This is a genomic window from Pseudomonas sp. B21-010 (assembly GCF_024749325.1).
In the GTDB taxonomy this organism is placed as follows: Bacteria; Pseudomonadota; Gammaproteobacteria; order Pseudomonadales; family Pseudomonadaceae; genus Aquipseudomonas; species Aquipseudomonas kilonensis.
This window is the reverse complement of the sequence record NZ_CP087198.1, coordinates 2,879,566-2,902,847: the sequence shown is the minus strand read 5'-3', so window position 1 is coordinate 2,902,847 and position 23,282 is coordinate 2,879,566. Positions and strand designations below refer to the sequence as shown.

General features: G+C 60.2%; 22 protein-coding genes and 1 pseudogene. 13 read left to right on the top strand and 10 right to left on the bottom strand.

The features are described 5' to 3' along the window. Window positions 1-27: 27 nt before the first annotated feature. The 7 genes from LOY50_RS12770 to LOY50_RS12740 all read right to left on the bottom strand — a co-directional run bounded on the left by LOY50_RS12770 (window position 28) and on the right by LOY50_RS12740 (window position 7,824). Window positions 28-429 (bottom strand): response regulator, encoded by a 402-nt coding sequence (locus LOY50_RS12770; protein ID WP_258691039.1) that lies wholly within the window; start codon window positions 427-429, stop codon window positions 28-30. Further along, a complete protein-coding gene (locus LOY50_RS12765) occupies window positions 426-2,609 on the bottom strand; it encodes a PAS domain S-box protein (protein ID WP_258691038.1) in 2,184 nt (727 codons plus the stop codon). Before LOY50_RS12765 ends, LOY50_RS12770 begins: the two co-directional genes overlap by 4 nt. A 108-nt stretch (window positions 2,610-2,717) precedes the next feature. Continuing rightward, window positions 2,718-3,548 carry an amidohydrolase gene (locus tag LOY50_RS12760; RefSeq protein WP_258691037.1) on the bottom strand — a complete coding sequence of 277 codons (831 nt, stop codon included), beginning with the start codon at window positions 3,546-3,548 and terminating at the stop codon, window positions 2,718-2,720. A 28-nt stretch (window positions 3,549-3,576) separates the two neighbouring features. Next, the gene (locus tag LOY50_RS12755; RefSeq protein WP_258691036.1) at window positions 3,577-4,866 is read right to left on the bottom strand and encodes an MFS transporter; all 1,290 of its coding nucleotides are present in this window, start codon (window positions 4,864-4,866) and stop codon (window positions 3,577-3,579) included. A gap of 122 nt (window positions 4,867-4,988) precedes the next feature. After that, window positions 4,989-5,720: a GntR family transcriptional regulator gene (locus LOY50_RS12750; protein WP_258691035.1), complete on the bottom strand. Its 732-nt coding sequence runs from the start codon at window positions 5,718-5,720 to the stop codon at window positions 4,989-4,991. An 89-nt stretch (window positions 5,721-5,809) separates the two neighbouring features. Continuing rightward, window positions 5,810-7,168 (bottom strand): sensor histidine kinase, encoded by a 1,359-nt coding sequence (locus tag LOY50_RS12745; protein WP_258691034.1) that lies wholly within the window; start codon window positions 7,166-7,168, stop codon window positions 5,810-5,812. Beyond that, complete coding sequence (locus LOY50_RS12740) at window positions 7,165-7,824, bottom strand: response regulator transcription factor (protein WP_028237064.1); 660 nt, start codon at window positions 7,822-7,824, stop codon at window positions 7,165-7,167. Before LOY50_RS12740 ends, LOY50_RS12745 begins: the two co-directional genes overlap by 4 nt. A gap of 131 nt (window positions 7,825-7,955) precedes the next feature. On the opposite strand from LOY50_RS12740, the gene LOY50_RS12735 reads away from it, so the two are divergent. From LOY50_RS12735 to LOY50_RS12715, 5 genes are all read left to right on the top strand, one after another. Then, a complete protein-coding gene (locus tag LOY50_RS12735) occupies window positions 7,956-8,279 on the top strand; it encodes a PepSY domain-containing protein (protein ID WP_253474117.1) in 324 nt (107 codons plus the stop codon). 86 nt (window positions 8,280-8,365) lie between these two features. Next, entirely contained in the window at window positions 8,366-8,836 is a 471-nt protein-coding gene (locus LOY50_RS12730) for a DUF2271 domain-containing protein (protein ID WP_253474114.1), read from the top strand. A 25-nt stretch (window positions 8,837-8,861) separates the two neighbouring features. Further along, window positions 8,862-11,042 carry a PepSY domain-containing protein gene (locus tag LOY50_RS12725; RefSeq protein ID WP_258691033.1) on the top strand — a complete coding sequence of 727 codons (2,181 nt, stop codon included), beginning with the start codon at window positions 8,862-8,864 and terminating at the stop codon, window positions 11,040-11,042. After that, entirely contained in the window at window positions 11,026-11,997 is a 972-nt protein-coding gene (locus LOY50_RS12720; protein WP_258691032.1) for an FAD:protein FMN transferase, read from the top strand. The genes LOY50_RS12725 and LOY50_RS12720 overlap by 17 nt, the downstream gene beginning before the upstream one ends. Before the next feature lie 298 nt (window positions 11,998-12,295). Continuing rightward, a complete protein-coding gene (locus LOY50_RS12715; RefSeq protein WP_258691031.1) occupies window positions 12,296-13,639 on the top strand; it encodes an OprD family porin in 1,344 nt (447 codons plus the stop codon). Window positions 13,640-13,683: 44 nt separating this feature from the next. On the opposite strand, the gene LOY50_RS12710 is transcribed toward LOY50_RS12715, so the two are convergent. Then, window positions 13,684-14,625, bottom strand: a complete 942-nt coding sequence (locus LOY50_RS12710; RefSeq protein ID WP_258691030.1) for a LysR substrate-binding domain-containing protein — start codon at window positions 14,623-14,625, stop codon at window positions 13,684-13,686. 93 nt (window positions 14,626-14,718) lie between these two features. On the opposite strand from LOY50_RS12710, the gene LOY50_RS12705 reads away from it, so the two are divergent. The 7 genes and pseudogenes from LOY50_RS12705 to fnr all read left to right on the top strand — a co-directional run bounded on the left by LOY50_RS12705 (window position 14,719) and on the right by fnr (window position 20,404). Continuing rightward, the gene (locus tag LOY50_RS12705) at window positions 14,719-15,690 is read left to right on the top strand and encodes a DMT family transporter (RefSeq protein WP_258691029.1); all 972 of its coding nucleotides are present in this window, start codon (window positions 14,719-14,721) and stop codon (window positions 15,688-15,690) included. A gap of 124 nt (window positions 15,691-15,814) precedes the next feature. Next, on the top strand, window positions 15,815-16,825 hold the full coding sequence (locus tag LOY50_RS12700; RefSeq protein WP_258691028.1) for a hypothetical protein: 1,011 nt from the start codon (window positions 15,815-15,817) through the stop codon (window positions 16,823-16,825). Window positions 16,826-16,834: 9 nt separating this feature from the next. Continuing rightward, complete coding sequence (locus LOY50_RS12695; protein WP_258691027.1) at window positions 16,835-17,254, top strand: hypothetical protein; 420 nt, start codon at window positions 16,835-16,837, stop codon at window positions 17,252-17,254. 40 nt (window positions 17,255-17,294) lie between these two features. Continuing rightward, entirely contained in the window at window positions 17,295-17,834 is a 540-nt protein-coding gene (locus LOY50_RS12690) for a hypothetical protein (RefSeq protein ID WP_309475811.1), read from the top strand. A gap of 22 nt (window positions 17,835-17,856) precedes the next feature. Further along, window positions 17,857-18,144 (top strand): annotated as a pseudogene (locus LOY50_RS12685) (cell division protein FtsH); the annotation flags it as partial. A gap of 221 nt (window positions 18,145-18,365) precedes the next feature. Further along, on the top strand, window positions 18,366-19,514 hold the full coding sequence (locus LOY50_RS12680) for an HD-GYP domain-containing protein (RefSeq protein WP_309475810.1): 1,149 nt from the start codon (window positions 18,366-18,368) through the stop codon (window positions 19,512-19,514). Window positions 19,515-19,651: 137 nt separating this feature from the next. Further along, entirely contained in the window at window positions 19,652-20,404 is a 753-nt protein-coding gene (gene fnr / locus LOY50_RS12675; RefSeq protein ID WP_018602135.1) for a fumarate/nitrate reduction transcriptional regulator Fnr, read from the top strand. Between the two features lie 175 nt (window positions 20,405-20,579). Here the strand turns inward: fnr and LOY50_RS12670 are convergent, their stop codons facing one another. Beyond that, the gene (locus tag LOY50_RS12670; protein WP_253474071.1) at window positions 20,580-21,473 is read right to left on the bottom strand and encodes a universal stress protein; all 894 of its coding nucleotides are present in this window, start codon (window positions 21,471-21,473) and stop codon (window positions 20,580-20,582) included. 246 nt (window positions 21,474-21,719) lie between these two features. On the opposite strand from LOY50_RS12670, the gene LOY50_RS12665 reads away from it, so the two are divergent. Beyond that, complete coding sequence (locus tag LOY50_RS12665; RefSeq protein ID WP_018602132.1) at window positions 21,720-22,283, top strand: GNAT family N-acetyltransferase; 564 nt, start codon at window positions 21,720-21,722, stop codon at window positions 22,281-22,283. A 51-nt stretch (window positions 22,284-22,334) separates the two neighbouring features. On the opposite strand, the gene LOY50_RS12660 is transcribed toward LOY50_RS12665, so the two are convergent. Next, the gene (locus tag LOY50_RS12660) at window positions 22,335-23,246 is read right to left on the bottom strand and encodes a universal stress protein (protein WP_258691025.1); all 912 of its coding nucleotides are present in this window, start codon (window positions 23,244-23,246) and stop codon (window positions 22,335-22,337) included. Window positions 23,247-23,282: the final 36 nt, after the last annotated feature.

The window sequence follows — 23,282 nt, the reverse complement described above, 5'->3', positions numbered from 1 at the left end:
AGCGAGCTTGCTCGCGATGGCGGCGGGTCAGTCGACATCGGTGCTGGCAGACAAGGCGCTTTCGCGAGCCCCCATCAGCGTAACGGCAATTTTCTGCTGCAACTCACTTTGCGAAAATGGCTTATGCAGGACCGGGCAGCCGGCGTATTCGGCTGGCAGTCCGCTGGCGCCGTATCCAGTGCTGAACAGGAAGGGAATATGGCGACCGCGAAGGATTTCGGCCACCGGAAAAACGCGCTCGCCAGCCAGGTTGACGTCCAGGATCGCCAGATCAACCTGCACCGAGCCGGCCTTGTCACGTGCTGCAGCGAGCCGGGCGACTGAGGCCACCACTTCGCAGCCGAACTCCTCCAGCATGTCCTCGATCAACAGGGCAACCGCGCCTTCGTCCTCGACGACCAGCACCCTGACGCCAGCAAATGGGCTCATGCCCCGGTCACCCCAATCAGGAACGAAAAGCGGCAGCAAACGCCTTGCGGAGCGTAGGTAAGGTCGAACTTGCCGGCCAAGTCGCGCTCGATGCAACGCTGCATCAAGCGCGAACCCAGCCCTTCCCGTTCCGGCGGTGATACCGGCGGTCCTCCTTGTTCGCGCCAGTCGAGGGTCAGCAACGTTCCGTCCGCCTGGGCTTGCAGGTGCCAAGTGACTGCAAGCGTCCCGGTCTCGACCGACATCGCCCCATATTTCAGCGCGTTGATCGCCAATTCATTGAGGGTCATCGTAAGATTGAGCGCCACGCGAGTGCTGACGTCTGCAGAAGGGCCTTCAATCACGATGCGGCCAGGCTCATGCCCAAACACCGGCATCAGCACTTCGTGGGCCAGGGTATCGAGCGGCGTCTGCCCCCAATGCCGTTTCGTCAAGAGATCGTGTGCCCGCGACAACGCCAGGAGTCTTGCCTCGAAACGCCTGTAGCCGTCTTTCGCATCCTCGGCATTGCGCGCCGTCTGGGCTGCCAGCGATTGCACCGTGGCCAGGGTGTTCTTGACCCGGTGATTGAGTTCATCGATCAGCGTCTTCTGCCGATTCTCCGCCTGCTTTCGCTCGGAGATGTCGACCAGCATGTTGATGGCGCCCACCAGGTTTCCGTCAGCATCATGCAAAGGCGTGGGATAAGGCGTGAACGGAACGCGGCTACCGTCCGGCCGTTCTGCAACGGCCTCGACGCCGCGTATCGGCCGGTTTTCCTTCAGGGCCACCGCCATCGGGCATTGATCGTGAGGTAGGGCGGTTCCGTCCGTATTGAACAGCCTCCAGGTCACGCACCACATGTCGCCCAATTGAGGCATGCGCCCCGACAGTTCGACAGCGGCGCGATTGTAGAAGGTGATGCGGCCATCGGCGTCGGTGGTGTACACCGCGGCAGGCAACGCCTCGAGAAGATTGCGCATGTGCCGTTCGCTCTCGCGGACCTGGTTTTCCATCCGCCGCGCCAGCGTGACGTCCTGCAACACCCGCACGCCATAACGAAACGTACCGCTGGCGTCCCTCACCGAGGAACTGTGGATGTCGAGGTAAACCACCTCGCCATCGGGCTTCACGGCGCGCTTGCGCAACACGTAGTTATCCAGCTCACCGGCCACCTGGCGGGCGTACAACCCCGCGTCCTGCGGGATGCAATCGGGGTGGGTATAGTCCAGGAATGTCATCGACAGGAGCTCTTCCCGCGAGCGCCCCAGCATGTTGCACAGGGCATCGTTAACGCGGAGCAAGCGACCGTCGACACCGGCCTCGGCAATACCGATGGTCGCCGCCTCGTAGGTCGCCGCAAGCCGGTCATCGCTGTCCTGGCGCGCCGCCTCGGCCGCATGGACACCGCTCCTGTCGATGGTGAAACAGCGCGTATTGAAGAGTTTTCCGTCTTCGAACCGGCCATTGGAAGTGATCATGACATGCTTGATCGAGCCGTCCTTTGCCCTCAGTCGCGCCGGATAGCTTTCCAGGCAGTCGCCGCTGCCCAGCTTGGTGAGGATGTCGCCAATGACCGGCTCGTCGACATGAAAATCGGTGATGTGGCGGCCAATGTACTCGTCGGCCGAATAGCCCAGCAGCGTCAGCTCTGCCTTGTTGGCGCGCAGGATGATGCCTTCGCCGCTGACGATATGCAGGCCCACCGCGCTGTTCTCGAAAAAGTCTTCCAGGTCGGCGCTCTTGCGGCGAAGCTCTTCGGCCATGGCGTGGTGCGCCGAGACGTCCTGGAAGCAGTTGATCACCCCTTGAATGACGCCTCGGCAATCCCTGAGGGCGCGGATATTCATCAGCGCCACGAACCGCGAGCCATCCGGGCGCTCGATGAGCACTTCCTGATTGCGCGAGGCAATGCCGGTATTGAGCGCCAACGCTGTTGGGCAGTGTTCGAATGCCAGCGGTGTGCCGTCGGTCAGGAACAGTCGATGAGCGCCGCAGAAACGGTCACCGTTCTCTCCAAGTGCCGGCGCCCTTCCCCACAGCTCGGCCGCCTCGCTGTTGTACCTGACGAGCCACCCCTGGCGATCACAGAGGTACACCGCACTGGGGATGGCATCGAGTGCGCTCGTCCCCATCGCGATCAAGCTTTCGTACTCGCTTGGTGTACGCGTTTCCCTGGAAAGCTCTTCAATGTTCGACATCAGTCATCCTCAAACCGCCTGGCTGAAACCTTTCACAGGGCATCAATGGAGTCTAGATCCCTATTCACCGGGCGAGTTCAGGAAAAATCGACGTCACAGCCTCGCGCCTCAAAACTTGAACAGTGCCTGGGGTGCCTGGACCATTAACGCCCGCTTAAGTGGCGCCGCACATTCCAATGCGCGCAACTGCCCCATCACCGTTTCGAAACCGACATGTTCTTCATGCTGCGTGTGCGGCCAGTCGCTGCCCCACACCAGGCGCTCGGGGCCGAAGTGGTGTTCCAGCAACGTCAACGAGGCGCGGGCGAATTCAAGGTTCCGCGGGGCTGTAGCGCCCAATCGATAGATGCCGGACACCTTCATCCACACCTGTCCGCCCTGCCCCAGTTCCATCAATTGGGCAAAGCCAGGTTGATCCAGCCCCAAACGCGCATCCGGGCGACCGAAGTGATCGACCACCAGTTTGATGCCCAATGACAACAGTTGTCCCATCAGCCCCGGCAAGTCCGCCAGGTTGGCATGCAACTCGACATGCCAATCCAGCTCTGCGATGTGGCCCAGAAAGCCTTTCCAGGTAGGGTCGCGAAAATCAGGCAAGGCCTCGCCCATCAAATTCAAGCGAACACCGACCACGCCCAAGCGGGCCATGTCGTCCAGCTCGGCCCGGCTGACGTCTCGCGCCACCACCACGACCCCGCGCAAACGCTCTGGCGCTTGCCGTAGCGCGGCCAGCAAATAGCGGTTATCCGTGCCGAGAAAACTCGGCTGCACCAACACGCCATGACTCAAGCCGTGGGCGTGCAGATGGCCCAGGTACTGGGCCAGCGTGGCGTCATAGTCGGGTGTGTAGCGCCGGACAGCCGCGAGTTCCAGCCCGCGGCTGAATACGTGGGCGTGACAGTCAATGCCGGTGATCGGCGTAGTACGGGTATCAACCATGGGTTTCATCTATCGAAAATAAGGGAAATCAGGTTCGGGCGCCCTGGCTATCACGCTCAACCACAGAGGCCGATGCAGCAGTGGCTTCCAGGCTGCGACCGCGGGTTTCCGGCAGGCAAAGCGCCGCGATCACCGCCACGCCGTAGGCAATCCCGGCGTCGATGCCAATGGCCGAGCCCAGGGACATGGAGTCACTCATGTGCCCGACCAGGAACGGGAACACCGCCGAAAGCACCCGGCCGAAGTTGTAGCAGAACCCCACGCCGGCGCCGCGCACATCTGCCGGGTACAGCTCGTTGAAAAACGCCCCGAGGCTCGCCGGAATGCCCGCTGCAAAGAAGCCGAGCGGGAACCCCAGGAACAGCATCTGGGTGTTGCTCAACGGCAGGAACACATAACACTGCACGGTCACCACGCAGCACAGCGCGAATAGCACGATGTTCTTGCGACGTCCGATACGATCGATCAACAAGCCACTGACCACGCAGCCGCACCAGAAAGCGAAGATGATCACCGCCAGGTAGCCGCCGGAGTTGAGCACCGACAGGTTGCGTTCGGTCTTGAGGAAGGTCGGCAGCCAGGTCATCACCGCGTGGTAACCGCCGTGCGCCCCCAAACCCAACAGCCCGCCAAACAAGGTCACGCGGATCAGCTCGGGGCGAAAGATACCGCCCAGGGACTTGAAGAAACTCTGCGGGATGACGTTGTCTTTTTTCAGGCGCTGGAAACTGTCGGGCTCTTCAACGTTGCGGCGCACCCAGATGATCAGGAACGACGGCAGCAGGCCGACGATGAACATCACCCGCCAGGCCATGTCTTGCGGCACGAGGGAGTAGATCAAGGTAAAGACGCCGACCGCCAGCCCCCAACCCACCGCCCAGGCGCTTTGTACCGTGCCCATGACCTTGCCGCGGTACTTGGGGTTGATGGTCTCGGCCATCAATACCGCACCGGCGGCCCATTCCCCGCCGATCCCGAAGCCCTGTAGCGCCTTGACGATCAACAACGAGTGGAAGCCGGTGACGAACGCCGACAGGAAGGTAAAGAAGGAAAACCACAAGATCATCCACTGCAGCGTGCGCACCCGCCCGTAACGGTCCGACAGCGTCCCGCCGACCCAGCCGCCAATGGCCGAAGTGACCAGGGTCACGCCGCTGACCAGCCCGGCATCGCCCTTGGTCAGGGCAAACGCGGCGATCAACGCCGGTATCGCCAGGCCGAACATCTGTACTTCCAGCGCGTCGAGCGACCATCCGCCGAAACACGCCCAAAACGTTTTGCGCTCCCGCGCAGTGACTTGGCGATACCAACTGAACATGATTTTTATCCTTATGGGTGGAACGAAAGGCAGCCGAGAGCGAACCGCGCCGCTACAGGGCCAGTCATGGCAAACAAAACGATAAGGACTGCGGCGACCGACTCGCCGCTAGCCCGGTGGGGTCAGCGGATTTCCACGCGGTAGCGGAAATGCTCGGCATGCCCGCGCGAGCGTCGCCACTCCAGGGGATTGCCGGCGTAGTCCCGCGCCAGACGCTCGATCACCACCACCGGGCTGTTGACCGGCACCTGCAGCAGCCGCGCGTACACCTCATTCACCGATTCGGCGGTGAGGGTTTCTTCGGCATAGGCGACCACCTGGCCGCAGGTTTCTTCATAGATGGGATAAAGCAGCGGTCCTTTTTGACTCAGGTCGATCTCGAGCAAGGGTTGGAAACGGTCGCGGGGCAGCCAGATTTCTTCGGCGAGCACCGGCGTAACTTCCAGCAAACGCACCCGCACAATGCGAATCACCGGCGCATCCGCCGGCAACCCCAGCGCCTGGGCCACCGCCGAAGGCGCGGCCACCGGTTCCACGGACAGGATCCGGCTCTCGGGAACCCGGCGTTCGCCTGAAGCGCTTTGAAAGCGGAAAAACCGGAACAGCGACGATTGAAATTGCGGCCGGCGAATGAAGGTGCCGCGCCCCTGCTGGCGCTCCAGGACGCCCTCGCTGACCAATGCATCGATGGCCTTGCGCACCGTGCCGGTAGACAACTGGTATTCGGCCGAAAGTGCCGCCTCAGTAGGAATCGCCTCCCCCGGACGCCAGCGGTTATTGGCGATCTGTTCAGCCAATTGGTCGCGTAAACGTTGATACAGCGGCAGACGGGCATCACTGGAGAGAGATTTCATTGACCTTGCTCACCTTGTTATCTAGTCATATATATGAATATGGGTGCGAGTATTTGCTCAAGGTCGATTGCTTGTCAAGAATGCCCGGGCTAGCTGGCTGACGAATGGCCGGCGGCAACAGTGGCAAGCGGTAGCCAGACCCGAACCTCGAACCCCTCCTGCCGATCTTTTGCCGGAGACAACAGTTCGATGCGCCCATTGATCCCCTGCACGATCGTCTTGACGATCGCCAACCCCAATCCCGACCCACTGATTTCGCTCTGGCCGCGCACGAAACGTTCGGTCAGGTGCTGCAGGACGGCTACCGGCACCACCGGTCCGGCATTGATCACCCGCAGCAGTGCCTGGTCCGTGAGGGTGACTTCGATGGGTTGATCCATCGCACCGTACTTCAATGCGTTCTCGATCAGATTGCGCAACAGAATGCCGAAGGCGTCCGGGTCGACAGTCGAATACACATGCGCCTGGGCAGGAAGTTGCAGCGCGATCTGACAGGTGTTGTTGTGCCGCCACTCATCCACCACGTGAGCCAATAATGGGACCAGGTCCTGGGGCGCTTGCGAGAGCAGTCCGCCCCCTTCAGCCTTGGCCAATTGCATGAGTTTTTCCGATAACCGGGCCAATTCGCGCAAAGCGCTTTCGATCTTTTTTGCACGCAAACGCAACGGACCTTCAGGGGCCTCCTGGTACAGCCGCTGGACTTGCGCCAATGTTGCGGCCAAGGGTGTACGCAGCTCATGTGCGCTATTGGCAGTGAAGCTGCGTTCGGCCTCCAGGGCCTTGCGCAAGCGCTCCAGCAGGCGGTTTACCGCATCCGCCAAGGGGTTGATTTCTGCCGGCAGGCGCGACACCTTGATCGGCGACAGATCACCCACGCCGCGGGCCTCTACCGCGTAACGATAGGCCAGCACGCTGCCCAGGCTCATGCGCACCAATAGCCAGGTCCCCAACAGGCTGATGGGGACCAGCGCCAATAACGGCCACAACAAGGTAAACAAGGCCTGTCGTGCGGCCTCGCGGCGATGGCGCAACGGCTCGGCGACTTCGATGAATACCGTCTCACGCAGCGCACTGGCGCCATACAGACGGTACTTTCCAGTCGTGGAGAAACCTTCAATCGGATGTTTGCTGAATACCTTCGGGTTGGCATCGTGGGACTGCATCAGGACCTTGCCTGCGGCATCGCGCACCAGATAAGTCAGGTGCTCCTTGTGCATCTTCAGGGTGGCAACCTGTTGCACCTCCCCCGGGTTTTCCCGGTTGCTGATTTCCAGCACGGCCAGGGGGAGGATGCGTTGGGCGGTCTCCTCAAGTGCGCTGTCAAAGGCCTCGTTCAGCTCATGTTGCACCCCGCGCCAAGTGCCGATTGTCGCCATCAGCCAGAGCAACGTCATGCCCAGCGTCAGTCCCAGGCCCAGACGTTTTTGCAGGCTGAAGGTCGTCTTCATGCCGACACCATCCGGTAACCCATGCCCCGCACGGTCTCGATCAGGTCGCGCCCGAGTTTCTTGCGCAATCGACTGATATAGACCTCGATCGTGTTGCTTTCGATTTCGGCGCCGAAGGCGTACAGCCGATCTTCGAGTTGCCCCTTGGACAGCAGCGCGCCTGGACGCTGGATGAATGCCTCCAACAGCGCCCATTCCCGGGCCGTGAGGTCCACGGCCATGCCGGCCCGATGCAACGTACGGGCCGTCATGTCGACGTGCAGCTCACCGAGCCTGATCTGGGGATTGGGGTTACCGCTGTAACGACGAGCCACCGCAGCCACACGGGCCGACAGTTCAAACAGATCAAAGGGTTTGACCAGGTAATCGTCGGCGCCGGCATTGAGGCCGGCGATTCGATCAGAGATCTGGTCCTGGGCCGTCAGGATGATCACCGCAGTCGCGTCACCTGCGCTGCGCCGCTGACGCAGGAAATCCAGCCCTCGGCCGTCCGGCAACATCAAGTCAAGTAGGATCAGGTCATAAGCGGTCGTGCTCACGCTGCTGCGTGCTTGGGCAAGGTTCTGCACCCAGTCAACGGCATGGCCGTCATCGGCGATCTGTTCGCGCACCGCATCCCCCAATCTTGGCGAGTCCTCAACCAATAAAACCCGCATCGGGCAGCTCCTGTAATCGTGGTGTGCCGCACCTTAGCGGCCTTACCTGACGTGAATCTGAAGATTCAGCTGGCTGTCAGGAATGCACCGTAGGGTATGCCCACAACGAAGCCCCCGGCGGGAGACAGATCATGAAATCAGGTTTTATCGCCAGCACTGCGCTGATAAGTGTGCTGGCCAACGGTTACGCCTTGGCCGATGACGACTGCGGCGAACCAGTCAACGACTGGCAGCCACGGGAAACCCTGCGCCTGCAGGTGGAACAGCGGTACGGCTGGACGGTGCAGCGCATCAAGGTCGACGACGGCTGTTACAAGCTCAAGGGCCTGGACCGCCAGGGCAATGTCATCGAAGCCCGCTACGCCCCGGCGTCGCTGCACCTGCGCAAGCTCGAGATCTACTTCCGGGACGATGACGATGCCAGCGCCTACCTCGCCCCTGCTCCCGCACCGTGACATTTCGACGCGTTGATCCTGCCATTCAGGTTGCTGTCAGCAAGCAGGTCCAGGCTCTCGCCCCAACGATCAAAAGGACACCTCCCATGAAAAAAATCATCGCCACAACCTGCCTCGCCGGTGCCATCATCCTGCCGGGGCTGGCTCAAGCCCGTGAAATAACCCTCACGACCCAGCTCAAGCGCTACAGCGGCAACGATGCGTACCTGGCGATCTACGTCACCGACGCCAGCGGCCAGTACCAGAAAACCCTCTGGGTGGCCGGCAAAAAGGCCAAGTACTACAAGCACCTGGCCGACTGGGCCCGTGGAAGCAAGATGAGCCCCAGCGAGTACGACGGCGTCAGCGGCGCCAGCGTTGGCAGCGGCGACACCCTCAAAGTCAGCGTCGAGCTGGCAGACACCCTGATCGATGCCGGGTATCAGATTCGCATCGATAGCGCCGTCGAGGATAAGCGTGATGCCCGGGCCGACGTCAGCGTGGCCCTGACTTCGCAAGGCGCAGGCAAGCCAGCGACGGGCAATACCTTCGTCGAATCCTTTACCTACGACCTGTAGCACCTGCCATTTGCGGAGGCCGAACATGCTTCGCCAGCTCCACGCCCTACCCGGTTTGATTGCCGCCCTTTTGGTCATGCTACTGGCCGTCAGCGGCGCGATATTGTCTGTCGATCCGGCCCTTGAACGCCTGAACAACACGTCCACTGCGCTCGGGCAGGTCAATGTCGCCCAGTTGGCGGGACGCGTCGCCGAGCACTTTCCAGCGGTGGAGCAGATCCAGCGTACGGCGTCCGGCACGGTCATCGTCTACTACAACCGTGACGGCCAGGTCGGTGCCGAAGAAGTCGACCCACTGACCGGTCAAGGCTTGGCACCGTACGAGCCCGGCACCTTCTCTCGCTGGATGAAAGACCTGCACCGCTCGCTGTTCCTGGGTTCGCTGGGCCATGGGGTCGCGGGGGCCGGCGCGCTGGTCATGCTGATGCTGTTGGTGTCCGGGGCGCTGTTGCTGGTCCGGCGGGTCGGCGGCTGGCGCAACCTGCTGCGTCCACTGCGGGGCAACTTCAGCCAGCGCTGGCACGCTGAGGTCGGTCGCTTAGCGTTGCTTGGGCTGCTGTTATCGGCACTGAGCGGGCTCTATATGTGCGCCACGACCTTCGACTTCATCGCTGATGGCAGTCAGAGCGAGCCGGCATTCCCCGACCACATCAGCGCAGGCTCGGCCTCGCCCGTGGCGAGCCTGCAAGCTTTGCAGGCCACCGATCTGACTGATCTGCGCGAGCTCGTCTATCCCAGCCCGAATAATCCGCAAGACGTGTTTTCCCTGCGCACGGCCCAGGGCGACGGCTACGTGGACCCGGTCAGCGGCGCCCTGTTGTCCTATCAAGCTCACGACTCGATGCGCAACGTCTACGAGTTGATCTATCAGTTGCACACCGGTGAAGGGCTCTGGTGGCTGGGCCTGTTGCTGGGCCTCTGTGCCCTCGGCGTGCCAGTGATGAGCATCACCGGCATCCTGATCTGGTGGCGTCGCCGCCAGGCCGGGCCGAATATCCGCCACAACAGCGCAGCGCAATCCGCCGACACCGTTATCCTGGTCGGCAGCGAAACCAACAGCACCTGGGGCTTTGCCAACACCTTGCATGAAGCCTTGCATCAAGCCGGCCATCACGTTCACAGCGCGGCAATGAATCAATACGCCAACGACTACGGCAACGCTCAACGCGTGTTCATCCTCACCGCGACCCACGGTGACGGCAATGCCCCGGCCTCGGCTTCGCAGTTCCTGGCACGGCTGGCCGAAGCCGGCCTGAAACCTGGCCAGCCGTTTGCCGTGCTGGGTTTTGGTGACCGGCAGTTTGCCCAGTTCTGCCAGTTTGCCCACCAGGTGCAGGACGCCTTGTTGCAGGCCGGTGGCACGCCGTTGATCGGCCTGGAAACCATCAACCGCCAATCCTCCCAGGAATTCGCTCGCTGGGGTCACGCCGTGGGTGAGGTGCTGGGGCATGACTTGACGCTGATCCACACCGCACAGCCGCCACGCACCCATCAACTGGTGCTGGCCGAGCGCATTGCCTATGGTGAACAGGTCGGCGCGCCCACCCACGTGCTGCGGTTCAAAGCCTCAGGAACATTACCGGCCTTTGAAGCCGGTGATCTGGTCGGCATCCTGCCCCCTGGCAACCCCCTCCCTCGGTTCTACTCGCTGGCCAGCAGCTCACAGGACGGCGTGCTGGAGATCTGCGTACGCAAACACAAAGGCGGTCTGTGCTCATCATTCCTTCACAGCATGGAGATCGGGGCGACCATCGACGCCTTTATCCAAACGAACCCACAATTTCGCCCAGCGTCGGGGACGCACCCAGTGATCCTGATCGGCGCCGGTACCGGCATCGGCCCGCTGGCCGGTTTTATCCGGAACAACAAGGCCCACCACCCCATGCACTTGTATTGGGGCGGGCGTAACCCGGCCTCGGACTTCCTCTACGAAGCCGAGCTCAACCATTACCTGGCTGACCGTCGCTTGACGGCATTGCACGCGGCCTTTTCCCAGGTCATGGACCGTTCCTACGTGCAAGACCGGCTGATCAGCGACGCCCTGATGTTGCGCCGACTGATTGAGAAAGGCGCCCAGGTGTTGGTATGTGGCGGTCGCGAAATGGCCAAGGGCGTGATGCTGGCGCTGGATGAAGTGCTGGCTCCCCTCAATCTGAATGTGCGGACCCTCAAGGCACAAGGACGCTATCGTGAAGACGTCTACTGAATTGCAGCGCTACAGCCTGAGCGGCGAAACCATGGGCTCGCGCTATACCGCCCTGTTCTATGCCGAGACCGAACTCGACACCCACCCGATCAGTCACAGCCTGGCGCACGCCGTGGGCCGGGTGGACCAGCAAATGTCGACCTGGAAAGCCGATTCGGATCTCAATCGCCTCAACAACGCACCGTTGCAGGAATGGATAGCGCTGCCCGAGGAACTGACCACGGTATTGTCTGCTGCGCTGCGCGTCAGCCAGCAATCGGGCGGCGCCTTCGACATCGCCGTTGGTGATCTGGTGGACGCCTGGGGCTTCGGTCCCGGCGAGCTGTCCATCACCGAACCGGCGCTCGATAGATTGCCTGCGCCCACTCGACGCTCGACTTGTGCAGCGCTGGTCGTTGATTCACAACGCAACCAGGTGCGCAAACAGGCACCGCTTAACCTCAACTTGAACGGCATTGCCAAAGGTTTTGGTGTCGATGAGCTGGCCCGCTGCCTGGACAGGTTTGGCATCACACGCTACCTGGTAGGCATCGACGGCGAGATGCGCGCGCGCGGCAGCAAACCTGATGGGCAGCCTTGGGTCGTGGCCATGGAAAAGCCCCGTCGAGGCGTGCGTGAGGTCATGGGGGTGATGGAACTCAGCGACGCCGCCATCGCCACCTCCGGGGATTACCGACATTGGGTCGACGTCAGGGGGCAGTCCTACGCCCACACGATGAACCCAGCCACCGGCGCCCCCCTGTGCAACCCGCTCGCAGCCGTCACGGTGGTGTCGACTTCATGCATGCTCGCCGACGCCTGGGCCACAGCGCTGATGGTACTGGGCGAAACCCAAGGCCCCCGCCTGGCACAAGAACGCGGGATGGACGCATTGTTCGTCGTGCGCGACGGTTTGCAGTTCAAGGAAATATCCATAGTCGGCGGACAGTTGCAGGCTCAGGTCCAAACGCGCTGACGCCGACGCTCGGGTGTTGAGTCAGAAGAACGACCACTCACGCACCAGCCGGAGGTCATCATGCACCCACCTCACAGCGCAAACCTTGCAGCCATGTGCTGAGTGAGTGCAGCGTCCGGTGTTGCACCTGAACGCTGCCCCTGTGGGAGCAAAGCTTGCTCGCGATAGGGCCAAAACAGCTGAACGCAATTAACAACGTTTAACTCGCGCGCGCGCGTCCCACGCCCAAGAATGAAGCTCTTGTCTTCCTGGCGCGAAAGCCCTCCTTCGCCCGCCCAATTTCACATGGAAATGAAGCATGTTGCCTGCACCACACCCCTCAACCGTCGCCCTGAAACCGCTCTGGCTGCTTGCCCTGCTCACCGGCAGCGCCGCACCGGCAATGGCAGCGGAACTCGCGCAAAGCACGCCTGGCTTTCTCGACGGGGCAACGCTGCAAGTCCTCAGCCGCAACTTCTACCTCAACAATGACTATCGCACCCCAACCCCGGCAGGCAAAAGCTACAAACAGGAATGGGCCCAGGGCTTCATCGCCTCGTTCGAGTCCGGCTTCACCCCCGGCACGATCGGCATAGGCATTGATGCCCACGCGTTCCTGGGGTTGAAACTGGACGGAGGCAAGGGGCACTCCGGAACGGGATTATTGCCGCTGGATGAGAACGGGCGAAGCGAGGACCACTACTCCAGTGCGGGCGGCGCGCTGAAACTCAACACCTCACGCACCACCCTGGCGGTCGGCGAAATGACCGTGCAGAGCCCGGTATTCGACACCGCAGACAAGCGCCTGCAACCCGAATACGCCAGCGGCCTGCTGCTCTCCAGCCGCGAGTTCGAAGGAGTCGACCTGCAGGCGGGCCACTTCAGTGCGTTCAAGAATCAGGACGCCTCGACCCGCAAGGGTGATTTTTCCGGGTATGGGGCGACGACGCGCCACGGCGCCATCGACTTCATCGGCGCCGACCTGCTCACCGGCCAAGCCCTGGGCGGCGCGCTCTACGCCTCTGAACTGAGCGATACCTGGCGCCAGTACTATGCCAACCTGCATACCACCCTTGGCGAACTGTTCCTTGACGGCAACCTGTATCACACCCGCGACTATGGCAAGGCCAACGCCGGGACCATCGACACCACGGCCTATAGCCTGAGTGGCAAATACCGGCTCAATGCCCAGGCGTTCACCCTGGCCTATCAGAAAATCAACGGCAACACGCCCTTCGATTTCGTCGGCGGCGACTCCATCTACCTGGCCAACTCGATCAAATATGCCGACTTCAACGGCCCGGGCGAGCGCTCATGGCAAGCGCGCTACGACCTTGACCTGGGCACCTTGGGCATCCCCGGCCTGAGCTTCATGGCCCGCTATGTGACTGGACGCGGGATAGACGGCAGCCATGCTCCCCAAGGCGGTGCCTACAACCCGTTCGATAGCGACACCGGTACTTACAGTCCGCAACAAGGCGCTGGCGGACGCCATTGGGAGCGCGACCTGGACCTGCACTACATCGTGCAGTCAGGCCCGGCCAAGGACCTGTCGTTGCAACTGTCCCATGTCACCCATCGCGCCAATAGCAGTCAGGGCGGCGATGACATCGACCGGCTGTATATCGTCATCCAGTACCCCCTCAAGCTGGGGCCGTTCTGACCCTGCCACAATGGATACCCAAAACTTTATCCGTCATGGTGGCTTCACCGGTTTAACCGCGACTGGCCGAAGCCGGCCTGGCTATCACTTCCCAATTCACCTTCAAGCCAGTCGAGCAGTGCGCCCACCTCAACCCGACCTTCCCCGCCCGGCCGGCTGAATACCGATATCGCATCAGGCAAAGGGACGCTTTCTACGCAAGGTCTCACCAACGCACCGCTCTCAAGCAGCCCTTGGGCGGTGCGCCGCCACCCCAACGCGATGCCATGCCCCTCGACCGCCGCCTGGAGCATCAAGGGATAGCTATCGAACACCGAGCCCTTGGGAGCGTCGTCGAGCGACAGTCCAAACGCCTGGAACCAGGCACCCCACTGCATCCAATGAGGCGGCGTAGCGTGATAGTGCAAAAGGGTGTGGGACTTCAGGTCTCGGACTTGCAACACTTCGTGGGTACGCAGGTAATGAGGACTGCATACGGGAAACACTTCATCAGCGGCGGTAAACATCAAGCCATGGACGCCGCTGGGCCGTCCTGTGCTTTGCAGGGCCACGTCAAAATGCTCATTGAACTCAGTCAGCGGCCCGGTGGATGTGGCCACCTGGATCTCGATTTCCGGGTATCGCTGGTGGAACGTCGAGAGCCGCGGCATCAACCAGTAGAACGCTTCGCATAATTGGCACAGCAAAACGACGCGATTTTTACCTGGCGATTGACGAAGGCTGACAGCACTGGCACTGATACTTTGCAACGCGTTACTCACCACACGTCCCAACTCACGCCCTTGTGGGGTCAGGAAGACGGCGCGGTTACGACGGCAGAAAAGCTTCAGCCCCAGGTCCTCTTCGAGCCCACGGATCTGCCGACTGATCGCCGCTTGGGTGATGTGCAGTTCCTCGGCGGCCTTGGAAAAACTTTCCAAGCGCGCAGCAGCTTCGAAGGGCAACAAGCTGGCCAGCGGCGGCAATGACTTTCCAAGGGTATTCATAATCAGAGGTAATGCATCCAGGGCCGAGAACTCGTTTGTAGCATAGCTGCGACGCTGTGCAACATGAGCTCAATGCCTTAAGGATATGCATGAATGCCCAATGCCTACTCGAACACCCTCGCCGGCGTGAGCCTTGCCGTCGTCGCGACACTGAGCTGGGCGTTGAATTTCATTGCGCCTTACGTCGTCGGTGCCTACACGATCCACGATCTGATGATCATACGGTTCCTGATCGCCGGGGCGCTGGGTATGGCTGTCGTGGTGGGCTATCGAACCCAGCTTCGGCACCTGCGCCGCAGCCAACTGCTGCTTGGCGCAAGCCTGGGAGTCATCGGGTACCTCGGTTACAGCAGTTGCATTGCCGCAGGCGTCATGTTTGCCGGGCCGGTACTGACCCCGGCGTTTATTGGCATGGTGCCGGTCTTGCAAGCACTGCTCGGCAATGCCACCCACAAAACCCTTCCATGGCGAAGGCTGGCGATACCCCTGGCTTTTTTAACGGGAGGGCTATTGCTGTCGAACATCAGCAGCATCCAGCAGCCCCTGAGCGACGACGGTTCATGGTTGACGGGCGTGTTTTTCTCGATCGGTGCGGTGCTCTTGTGGCTCGTATTCAGTTGGTTGAACCAGGGCGCCTTGGTCAACCTGTCGGCCAGCGCTTCGGGGGCCTGGACCGGCCTCATGATGGTCGGCGCAGGGATCGGCACCTTGTGCTTGTTACCGGCGGCGCAAGCGTTTGATCTTCTCAAGCTGCCAAGCCTGGGTTTCAGTGTTTCCCTGGCGGGACACTTGTATACCTGGGGTCTTGTGATTGCGCTGATGTCGTCCGTCATCGGGGCCTGGGCGTGGAATGCGGCGTCCCGTCGCCTTCCCATGGTGCTTTCCGGGCAGTTGATATCCCTGGAATCACTATTTGCCACACTACTGGGCTTGTTGTTTCATCACCGGCTGCCAACGCTTCTAGAAGCGTCAGGTCTTGCTGGCGTGCTGGTGGGGGTGGTGATGGCAGTTCGTATTATTCTGACGTCCACTGTTCCTGATAGAAAAGTCCCATGTCTTGACTGAAATGCTTTTTGCGACGCCGGTAAAGGCTCGGCCGGCTGGGGTTCTGAAACTTCTCCCCGGCAGTGTTTCGGCCTACGCCCCCTGCTACCATGCCACGCTCCACAATCGATTAAAGTACACGCGCATGGATGCCACGCTTCACCGCTCCAGCCTTTCGTCAGCGCTCATCACTGCGCTGCTCCTTTGCGGATGCCAGGCGACCGCACCAGCACCCGTCAGCCAAGCCACCCCTGCCGTGGACTTGGAAGGGCTCACTGTCTTCAACCAAGCCTTGGCCGAGGCCCCTTTGCCAAACTCCATCATTCGCGATGGAGATCGGGTGACCTATATGGTGGCGTCACCCGCGGCTCAGGCGTTGGACTTCATGGCGCGATTCGATGCTGATTGCGTTCGGCCTCAAGCGCAGATGGCTTACAAGGTCAAAGGGGGGATGAAGAGATTCTCCATCGACCCACGAGGAAAGACCGAAGAGTCTTGGCAGCTGCCTGCCCAACAAATGCCCCAATACCTGCAAAGTGCGCAGCTCAAACAAGTGTGTGCCCAGACGGCACCGCCGGATTGGCGAATGTTGACAGCGCCGGAACAGGGGGATTGGCAGCTGTTGGATCGCGCCAGCCTGAAGGCACAACGCGATGAGGTGACTTTTTGGAGCGCTCGCGTATTACCCTCCGAGGCAAGAGTGCCCAGAGCCGACCTTCTCTATGGACAAATCCAACAACGGTGGCTCGCTAACTGCTCATTGCAGCAACTCACCGAATTGAGTTCCTTTTACATTGATAAAGAGCACCGCGTGCTCGGTGGACGCGTGAACACGGAACCAGAAACCATCGCTTTAAAAAGCCTGCCGGTGGAGGAGCGCCCACTGTTTGAGGCAGCCTGTGGCAGCCCGAAATCCCAGGGCCAATACAAACCCTATGAAAGGCGTATCCAGTCCTCATTCGAGTTACCTGCGCCAACGCCTGCCGCTCCTGTCTTGAAATCCATCGAAGCGTTGAATATGCCTGAACCGCAGAAAAGCATTCAGCATCTGCGCGTGGTACGCCAGGATTCGACGACAAAACAGAAAGTTTATGACTACACCTATCTCCCGGGCGAAACGGGAAAACAATTGACTCAACGATCCAAAGACGAGTGAGGACAGCGGGTGATCGTCAGTTTCCGTGACTTGATCGACCTTGCACATAGTGAGTTTCGACGCAGCAACGATGGATTCAGCTTTCGGGATAACACACTCAACATCCTCACATTCGAGGGCGACTGGGCCAACATGCCAGTAGGTGCCATTCTGCAATATTCGACTGAGCGACCGCCTTACTATCCCCGCGCGGGAAACCGCCGCCCCGTCGTAGAACAATTCAGCTGTGAAGTGCAATCGCAGAAACCAGCCAGTGCCTATCATCCAGCTTTAATCGGCAATGCCAAGGAGCTCAGTTGCAAGCGCATTGATTACGCCAGCGAAGAAATCACTGTCCATGCTTACCTGGAGACATACGGGATGTTTGTAGCGACGGAACTCAGAGGGCCGAGATCGCATGTCAGATGGACGATAGAGGCAGTCGAATAGCATGGGGATCTTTGATCGTTTATTTGGTGGACGTTTTAGCATGCCAGCGCCCGATGAAACCGACCTCAGCGCTGCTGCGATCATGAAAGAGCTTCGACCTTGCCAGAATCAAGAGCAGGAACAGGCCCTTAAAACTTTCGCCCAGACGCTGTTGGCACGGGTTCCGGAAAAAGAGAACGCCAGGCTAGTCAAGCGCATCATGCGTAAATTCGCCGTGGGATTCGAAGCCTCCAGCGCCCTGTCGGAGGGATTGCTTGAGGATGCAAGGGGGCAAAAACTCGAGTATCTCGTGCTGTTGAGTGTCGATTGGAAAGGCTACGACGGATTTGAGTACCTGGCGCCCTATCTAACCAAGGCCAACGGCATAAATGAGCCCTACACCTACGTGCATAGCGGCGTGTCGATGACGCAGGTGCTTGACGATTTTGATGAATGGCTGCTCCGGTTCGGTAGGCGATACCTTCACCTGGATACAGGGGATGACGATTACTGCGGGTTTATCGTTGACGCCGAACGGGTAGAGGAAATGATCAACCTGGCTCAACGTGCAGACATTGAAGTCAACCTTAGTCATTTCTGAATCGCGCAGAAAGAACCTGCCGGAAATGGGCCAGGCCGTGCTGGAGCGTAAAAGTGCCACCTGCTTGGGCGAACGCCTGCAGGACATCGGCGAGAAAGATTATTCGGAGCAAACGGCCAGGGAAATCGACCTGGGCATCCGTGCGTTGCTCGATGAAGCCTATCAACGCGCCAAGACCTTGCTCGAAAGTCGCCGGGCCGATCTGGACACCGGGGGCCGTCTGCTATTGGGAAGGGAAACCCTGCCCCCTGAAGAATTTGCACCGTTCCTACCGATCAAGCGCCCGGCGGCCGCGCTGCGACTTCTTTGACGGCCCTCATTGCCCAAAGGTTGGCGCGATCCGCGCCTGGCAACCTTGTACAAAACAGGTACAGACCTATACAAAGCGGATTACAATGACATCACTGTGATATCAATCATAACGGCGCATACTCCCCTATGCTCAAGCAAGCGCCACTCCGGGAATGCTGAAAACAAAGCCAAGGACGTCCTGAGTAAAAGGGACGCCGCGACTCCAAAAGAGTAAAGGCCATGTCGAACGATAAAGAAACCGACGAACGTTGCATAAATAGCACTATCGAGCCCTGTCGCTCACGTTCCGAGTCCCCCTATTGGAACGGTCAACTCTCTCATCAAGACACCTCGCACGCCTCCCATTCCCTGGACCCGCAGGTAAATGATGGAAATTGCCCCTCGATCAATAAGGCTGCTATTGCCAATATCCAGGTAAGTTCTACGACGCTGAACGAAGAGTTGATCACGGCGAGGAAACTCTGTCTCCAATCGAAGTCGGCAGTCGTTGCGATGTTCAGTGATGCACGAATGGGGCGTGCCATTTCCATCGACCAAGCGGATAAACTCGTCGACGATATAGCCCGTTCAATCATGCGTCACCCAAGTGCTTTCATCAGCCTGGCCCGACTTAAAACGGCGACTGAATACACGTATATGCATTCAGTCGCCGTCAGCGCCCTGATGATTGCCGTGGCTCAACAACTGGATTTTCCTGAAGAGCTTGTTCATCAAGCTGGACTTGCGGGTTTATTGCATGACATTGGCAAGATGGCCATTCCCGGTATCATTATTAACAAGCCGGGAAAACTGACCGATGATGAATTCGCAGTCATTCGTCAACACCCGCGGCTAGGCGCGCAAATATTGCGAACCTCGACACCACTGTGCGAAGCGGTGATTGACGTGTGCCTGCATCATCACGAAAAAGTGGACGGGTCTGGCTATCCAGATCGGTTGATCGGTGAGCAGATAAGCCTCTTTTCCCGCATGGCGGCCATTTGCGATGTCTATGACGCAGTCACATCGGATCGCCCCTACAACGAAGCCTGGTCCCCCGCCATTGCCATTCAAAAAATGTCGGGATGGAATCGACATTTCGATAAAACGGTATTCCAGGCCTTTGTGAAGTCAGTCGGTATTTATCCGGTTGGCTCCATCGTTCGCCTCAGCGGCGGCGCTATCGGCGTGGTCACTGAGCAGAACCCATGTTCGTTATTGAACCCAAAAGTAAATACCTTCTTCTCCACCTCTTTAAACACCTACGTCACCCCCTCGATCATCGACTTGAGTGAGCCGACCTCAAGCGAAAAGATCATTGAACGAATCACGGCAAAACAATACGGCTTCAAAAATACAGAAACATTGTGGAGCGAACTTCCCGCATAAAGCTGACACCTAGCGAAATAACCCATTTACTGCCCCAGCTTGACGACGAATCGACCGAGGGTATGGCTTTAGCCGAGAAAAAAAGGCGCAATGGGATAGTTCTTCTATGCTTGGTTCACTCAAAGGAGTTCATCCCTGTGCTCGAGCCCGAAGCCCGACTTCTACACGTGCACTCCCTCAAGGCTGCTTGCTCGAACTGCAGCGTGCTTGAACTGTGCCTACCCATTGGCCTGACGGGCGGTGAAGTCGAGCGCCTCGACACGCTGATCGCCCAGCGGGTGAAGGTCAAGAAAGGCGCAGCGCTGTATCGCACCGGCGACCCGCTGCGCTCGTTGTATGCCGTGAGATTGGGTTTCTTCAAGACCAGCGTCCTTTCGGTAGACGGTCGCGAACAGGTCACCGGTTTCCAGATGCAAGGCGAAATGCTTGGCCTGGACGCTATCAGTACCGATCACTACGCCTGTAATGCCATTGCCCTGGAAGACAGCGAAGTCTGCCCGCTGCCTTTCAACCTCCTGGAAAAACTGGCCCACGACTTACCGTCGTTGCAGCACAACCTGAACAAGCTCCTGAGCCGGGAAATCGTGCGCGACCACAGCATGTTGTTGATGCTCGGCAACATGAACGCCGACGAACGCCTGGCGGCGTTTCTATTGAACCTCTCCCAACGGCTTAACATGCGTGGTTATTCCTCCAGGGAATTTGTCCTGCGCATGAGCCGCGAGGCCATCGGCTCCTACCTGGGTCTGCGCCTGGAAACCATCTGCAGGGGCATCGCCCACCTGCGCCAGGAAGAACTGGTAGACATGCATGGGCGCAATGTCACGATTCTGGATTTACCCGGTCTCAAGCAAAAAGTCGCCGGTTGCCATCGTCATGCGGAACTGTGATGCATCGTTGAAGCTGCCGGCCCCTTCGCGAGCAATCTCGCTCCCACATGGAGTCGTGGTGAGCACAAGTCCGGCGATCACAGAAAATCCCCTGTAGGTGCGAGTCTGCAATCTGCCCTCCCTCAGTCCAGGCAAACCAAGCCCTGGAGCGCCGGACCGCGCAACGTGGCGGTACTCATCCCTTGACCGCCAGCACACTGCCCGGCACCGAGTACAAGGCACGTTCTGTCGTGCTGCCAAGCAAACGCTCAAGCCCGGCGCGATGCACCGTGCCCATCACCACCACGTCGGCCTCGAATTCGTCGATGAACTCCTGGATGACCGGCACCGGCAGGCCAACGACAAAGTGCCGACGTTCCGCCGGTACGCCACAGCGCTCGGCCAGGCTGATAAACGCCGCATGCAGCGATTCGCGCAGGGCGTCGGCAAAGTCATCATCCCAAGCCCCGGCCAGCAACGAGGCTTCGCCATTGAAGGCCGGCGACAGGTCGCAGGCGTACAACAGATGCAACGAGGCGTCGCATTGCCGGGCCAGCGCGGTGGCCGTCTGGACGATGCGCTCGTTCAACGCATTGGCCTCGGGGTCCGAGGGGTCCACCGCCGCCACGACCCGGCGCGGCAAGCCGTGCACCGCCTGGTTGACCAGGTGCACCGGCACCGGACAGTCGCGCAACAAATGACAGTCAAGGGGTGTTGCAAACACGCGTTTGAGCAACGGTTCGAGGGTGACGTCCTTGATCAGCAGGTCAGGCTGGAACTGCTCGACGTAGCGCAGGATGTCCAGCAACGGATGAAGGGTCCACACCACGTGAGTCGTCACATCCAGGCCTTCCTCCTTGAGCAGCGCCGCCTCCTCCACCATCCAGCGACGGTAGCGGTGCAGATAGCGCTGCACACTCGCTTCATCGATTTTTTCACCCCATAAGTGGGTGCGCGCCGGTGGCTGGACGAACGCGCACAAATGCAGCGCCGCGCCGCTGGCCCGGGCCAGGGCACAGGCCCTGCGCATCGCTGCGCAGGGGTGCAGATCAGGTTCGACGATCAATAGCAGACGCTGGTATTGCCCCATCGCACACCTCCATCGGATTGCCCACACGAAATCCAGAACCTTGCATCGGCCTTTTCCGACGCGATCTTCAGCGTGCGCCCATCAAGGCCCCGGACGGTTTGATCTGAATCAAAGGCAGGACAATCGACGGACGAATACGCGGGCACTGATCCAGATCAGAATCGATCGCCATGGCGGGCGTAGAACGGTATCGAATGCGCAGCTTTTTATCGCACCGCACGTGCACATCCGAGGGAGGATCGCACCATGCTCACTGTCAAAGACCACAACGAACGCGCCGCTGCCCTGTATGCCAGCATCAGTGGCAAACACTGGATCCAGGCACTCAAGGACGGCCGGCATGTCTTGATCCGCCCGCTCAGGGACCAGGATCGCCAGCGCGAATACGACTTCATCATGCGCCTGTCACCGGAGTCTCGGCACATGCGCTTCCTGGCGCAGATCAATGAGCCGGGCGCGGCGCTGCTCGATCAGTTGATGGATGTCGACTGCAAGACGCGCATGGCCTACATCGCCCTGGTCCATGACAACGGCGAGTTGATCGAGATCGGGGTCAGTCGCTATTGCGCGACCCAGGAACACGAATGCGAGTCTGCGGTGACCGTCGCTGACCCTTGGCAACACCTGGGGCTGGGGACGTTGTTGATGGAGCACCTGATCGACACCGCGCGTAAAAACGGCTACCGCCAGATGTACTCCGTCGATGCCGCCAGCAATGCCCCGATGCGGGACTTGGCCCATAGCCTGGGTTTTGAAACCCACAGCGATCCTGATGACACCCGGCAGGTCATCCACCGGCTCTACCTTTAGCTCCGGACGCTGCGCGAGGCCTTGACATGGCCTCGCGCAGCGTTGCTCCAATCACACTTGCGGCTTGATCGCCAACACGCTGCAAGGCGCCCGTTGCAGCAGCAGCTCGGCGGTGGTGCCCAGGCGCTTGTCCAGGCCACGATGTGCCGTGGTACCCATGACGATGACATCGATCTGGTGATCGGTGGCGAACGTGCAAATGCTGTTCAGCGGCGCCCCTTCGATGAAGTGGCGCTGCTGCGGTGCGACCCCATGCCGCTCGGCCAGGGACTCGAACACCTCATGTTGTGCCTGGCCCAACGCTTCATAGAGCCCGGTGGCCAAGGGCAGCGCACCCATGCCCATGTCCGAGGCGTAGACCGCCGTCCAGTCGAAGGCGTGCAGCAACTCGACCTGGGCGTTGCATTGTTCCGCCAGTTTGACCGCGGCGTCGACGATCTGGTCATTGAACACCAGGTCCTGCTCCTCGCTGCGCAGCACATCGACAATCGCCAGGACCCGCCGAGGCCGGGGGTTACGCGAATCCGTGACCAGATGCACTGGCACCGGGCAGTCGCGCAGCAAGCGCCAGTCCAGGGGCGTGAAAAACACCCGCTTCATCGCCGGTTCCGGCTGCGCGTCCTTGATGATCAACGCAATCGGCATCTCCTTGACGTATTGCTGCAAGGCTTGGAAGGCATCCTTGCTCCAAACCACCTCGCTGGTCACCTCGACGCCGTGCCGGCGCGCCAGTTCGGCCTGTTGCCACAGCCAATGCCGATGGGTTTGCAGATAGCCCTCACGCGCTTGCTTGACCTGGTCCGGGGCGAACAGACCGGCCACCGAGAGCACCTCCAGGTAGTCGAACGCCACGATGTGCAGGGGCAGGTCCAGCGCCAGGGCCAACTCGGTGGCCCGGTCGAACGCCGGCGTACGGATCATGGCGTCGGGCGCCACTAGCAACAAACGTTGAGTCTGAGACATGGAACACCTCGGCACGTGGCGACAGCCACTTAAAGG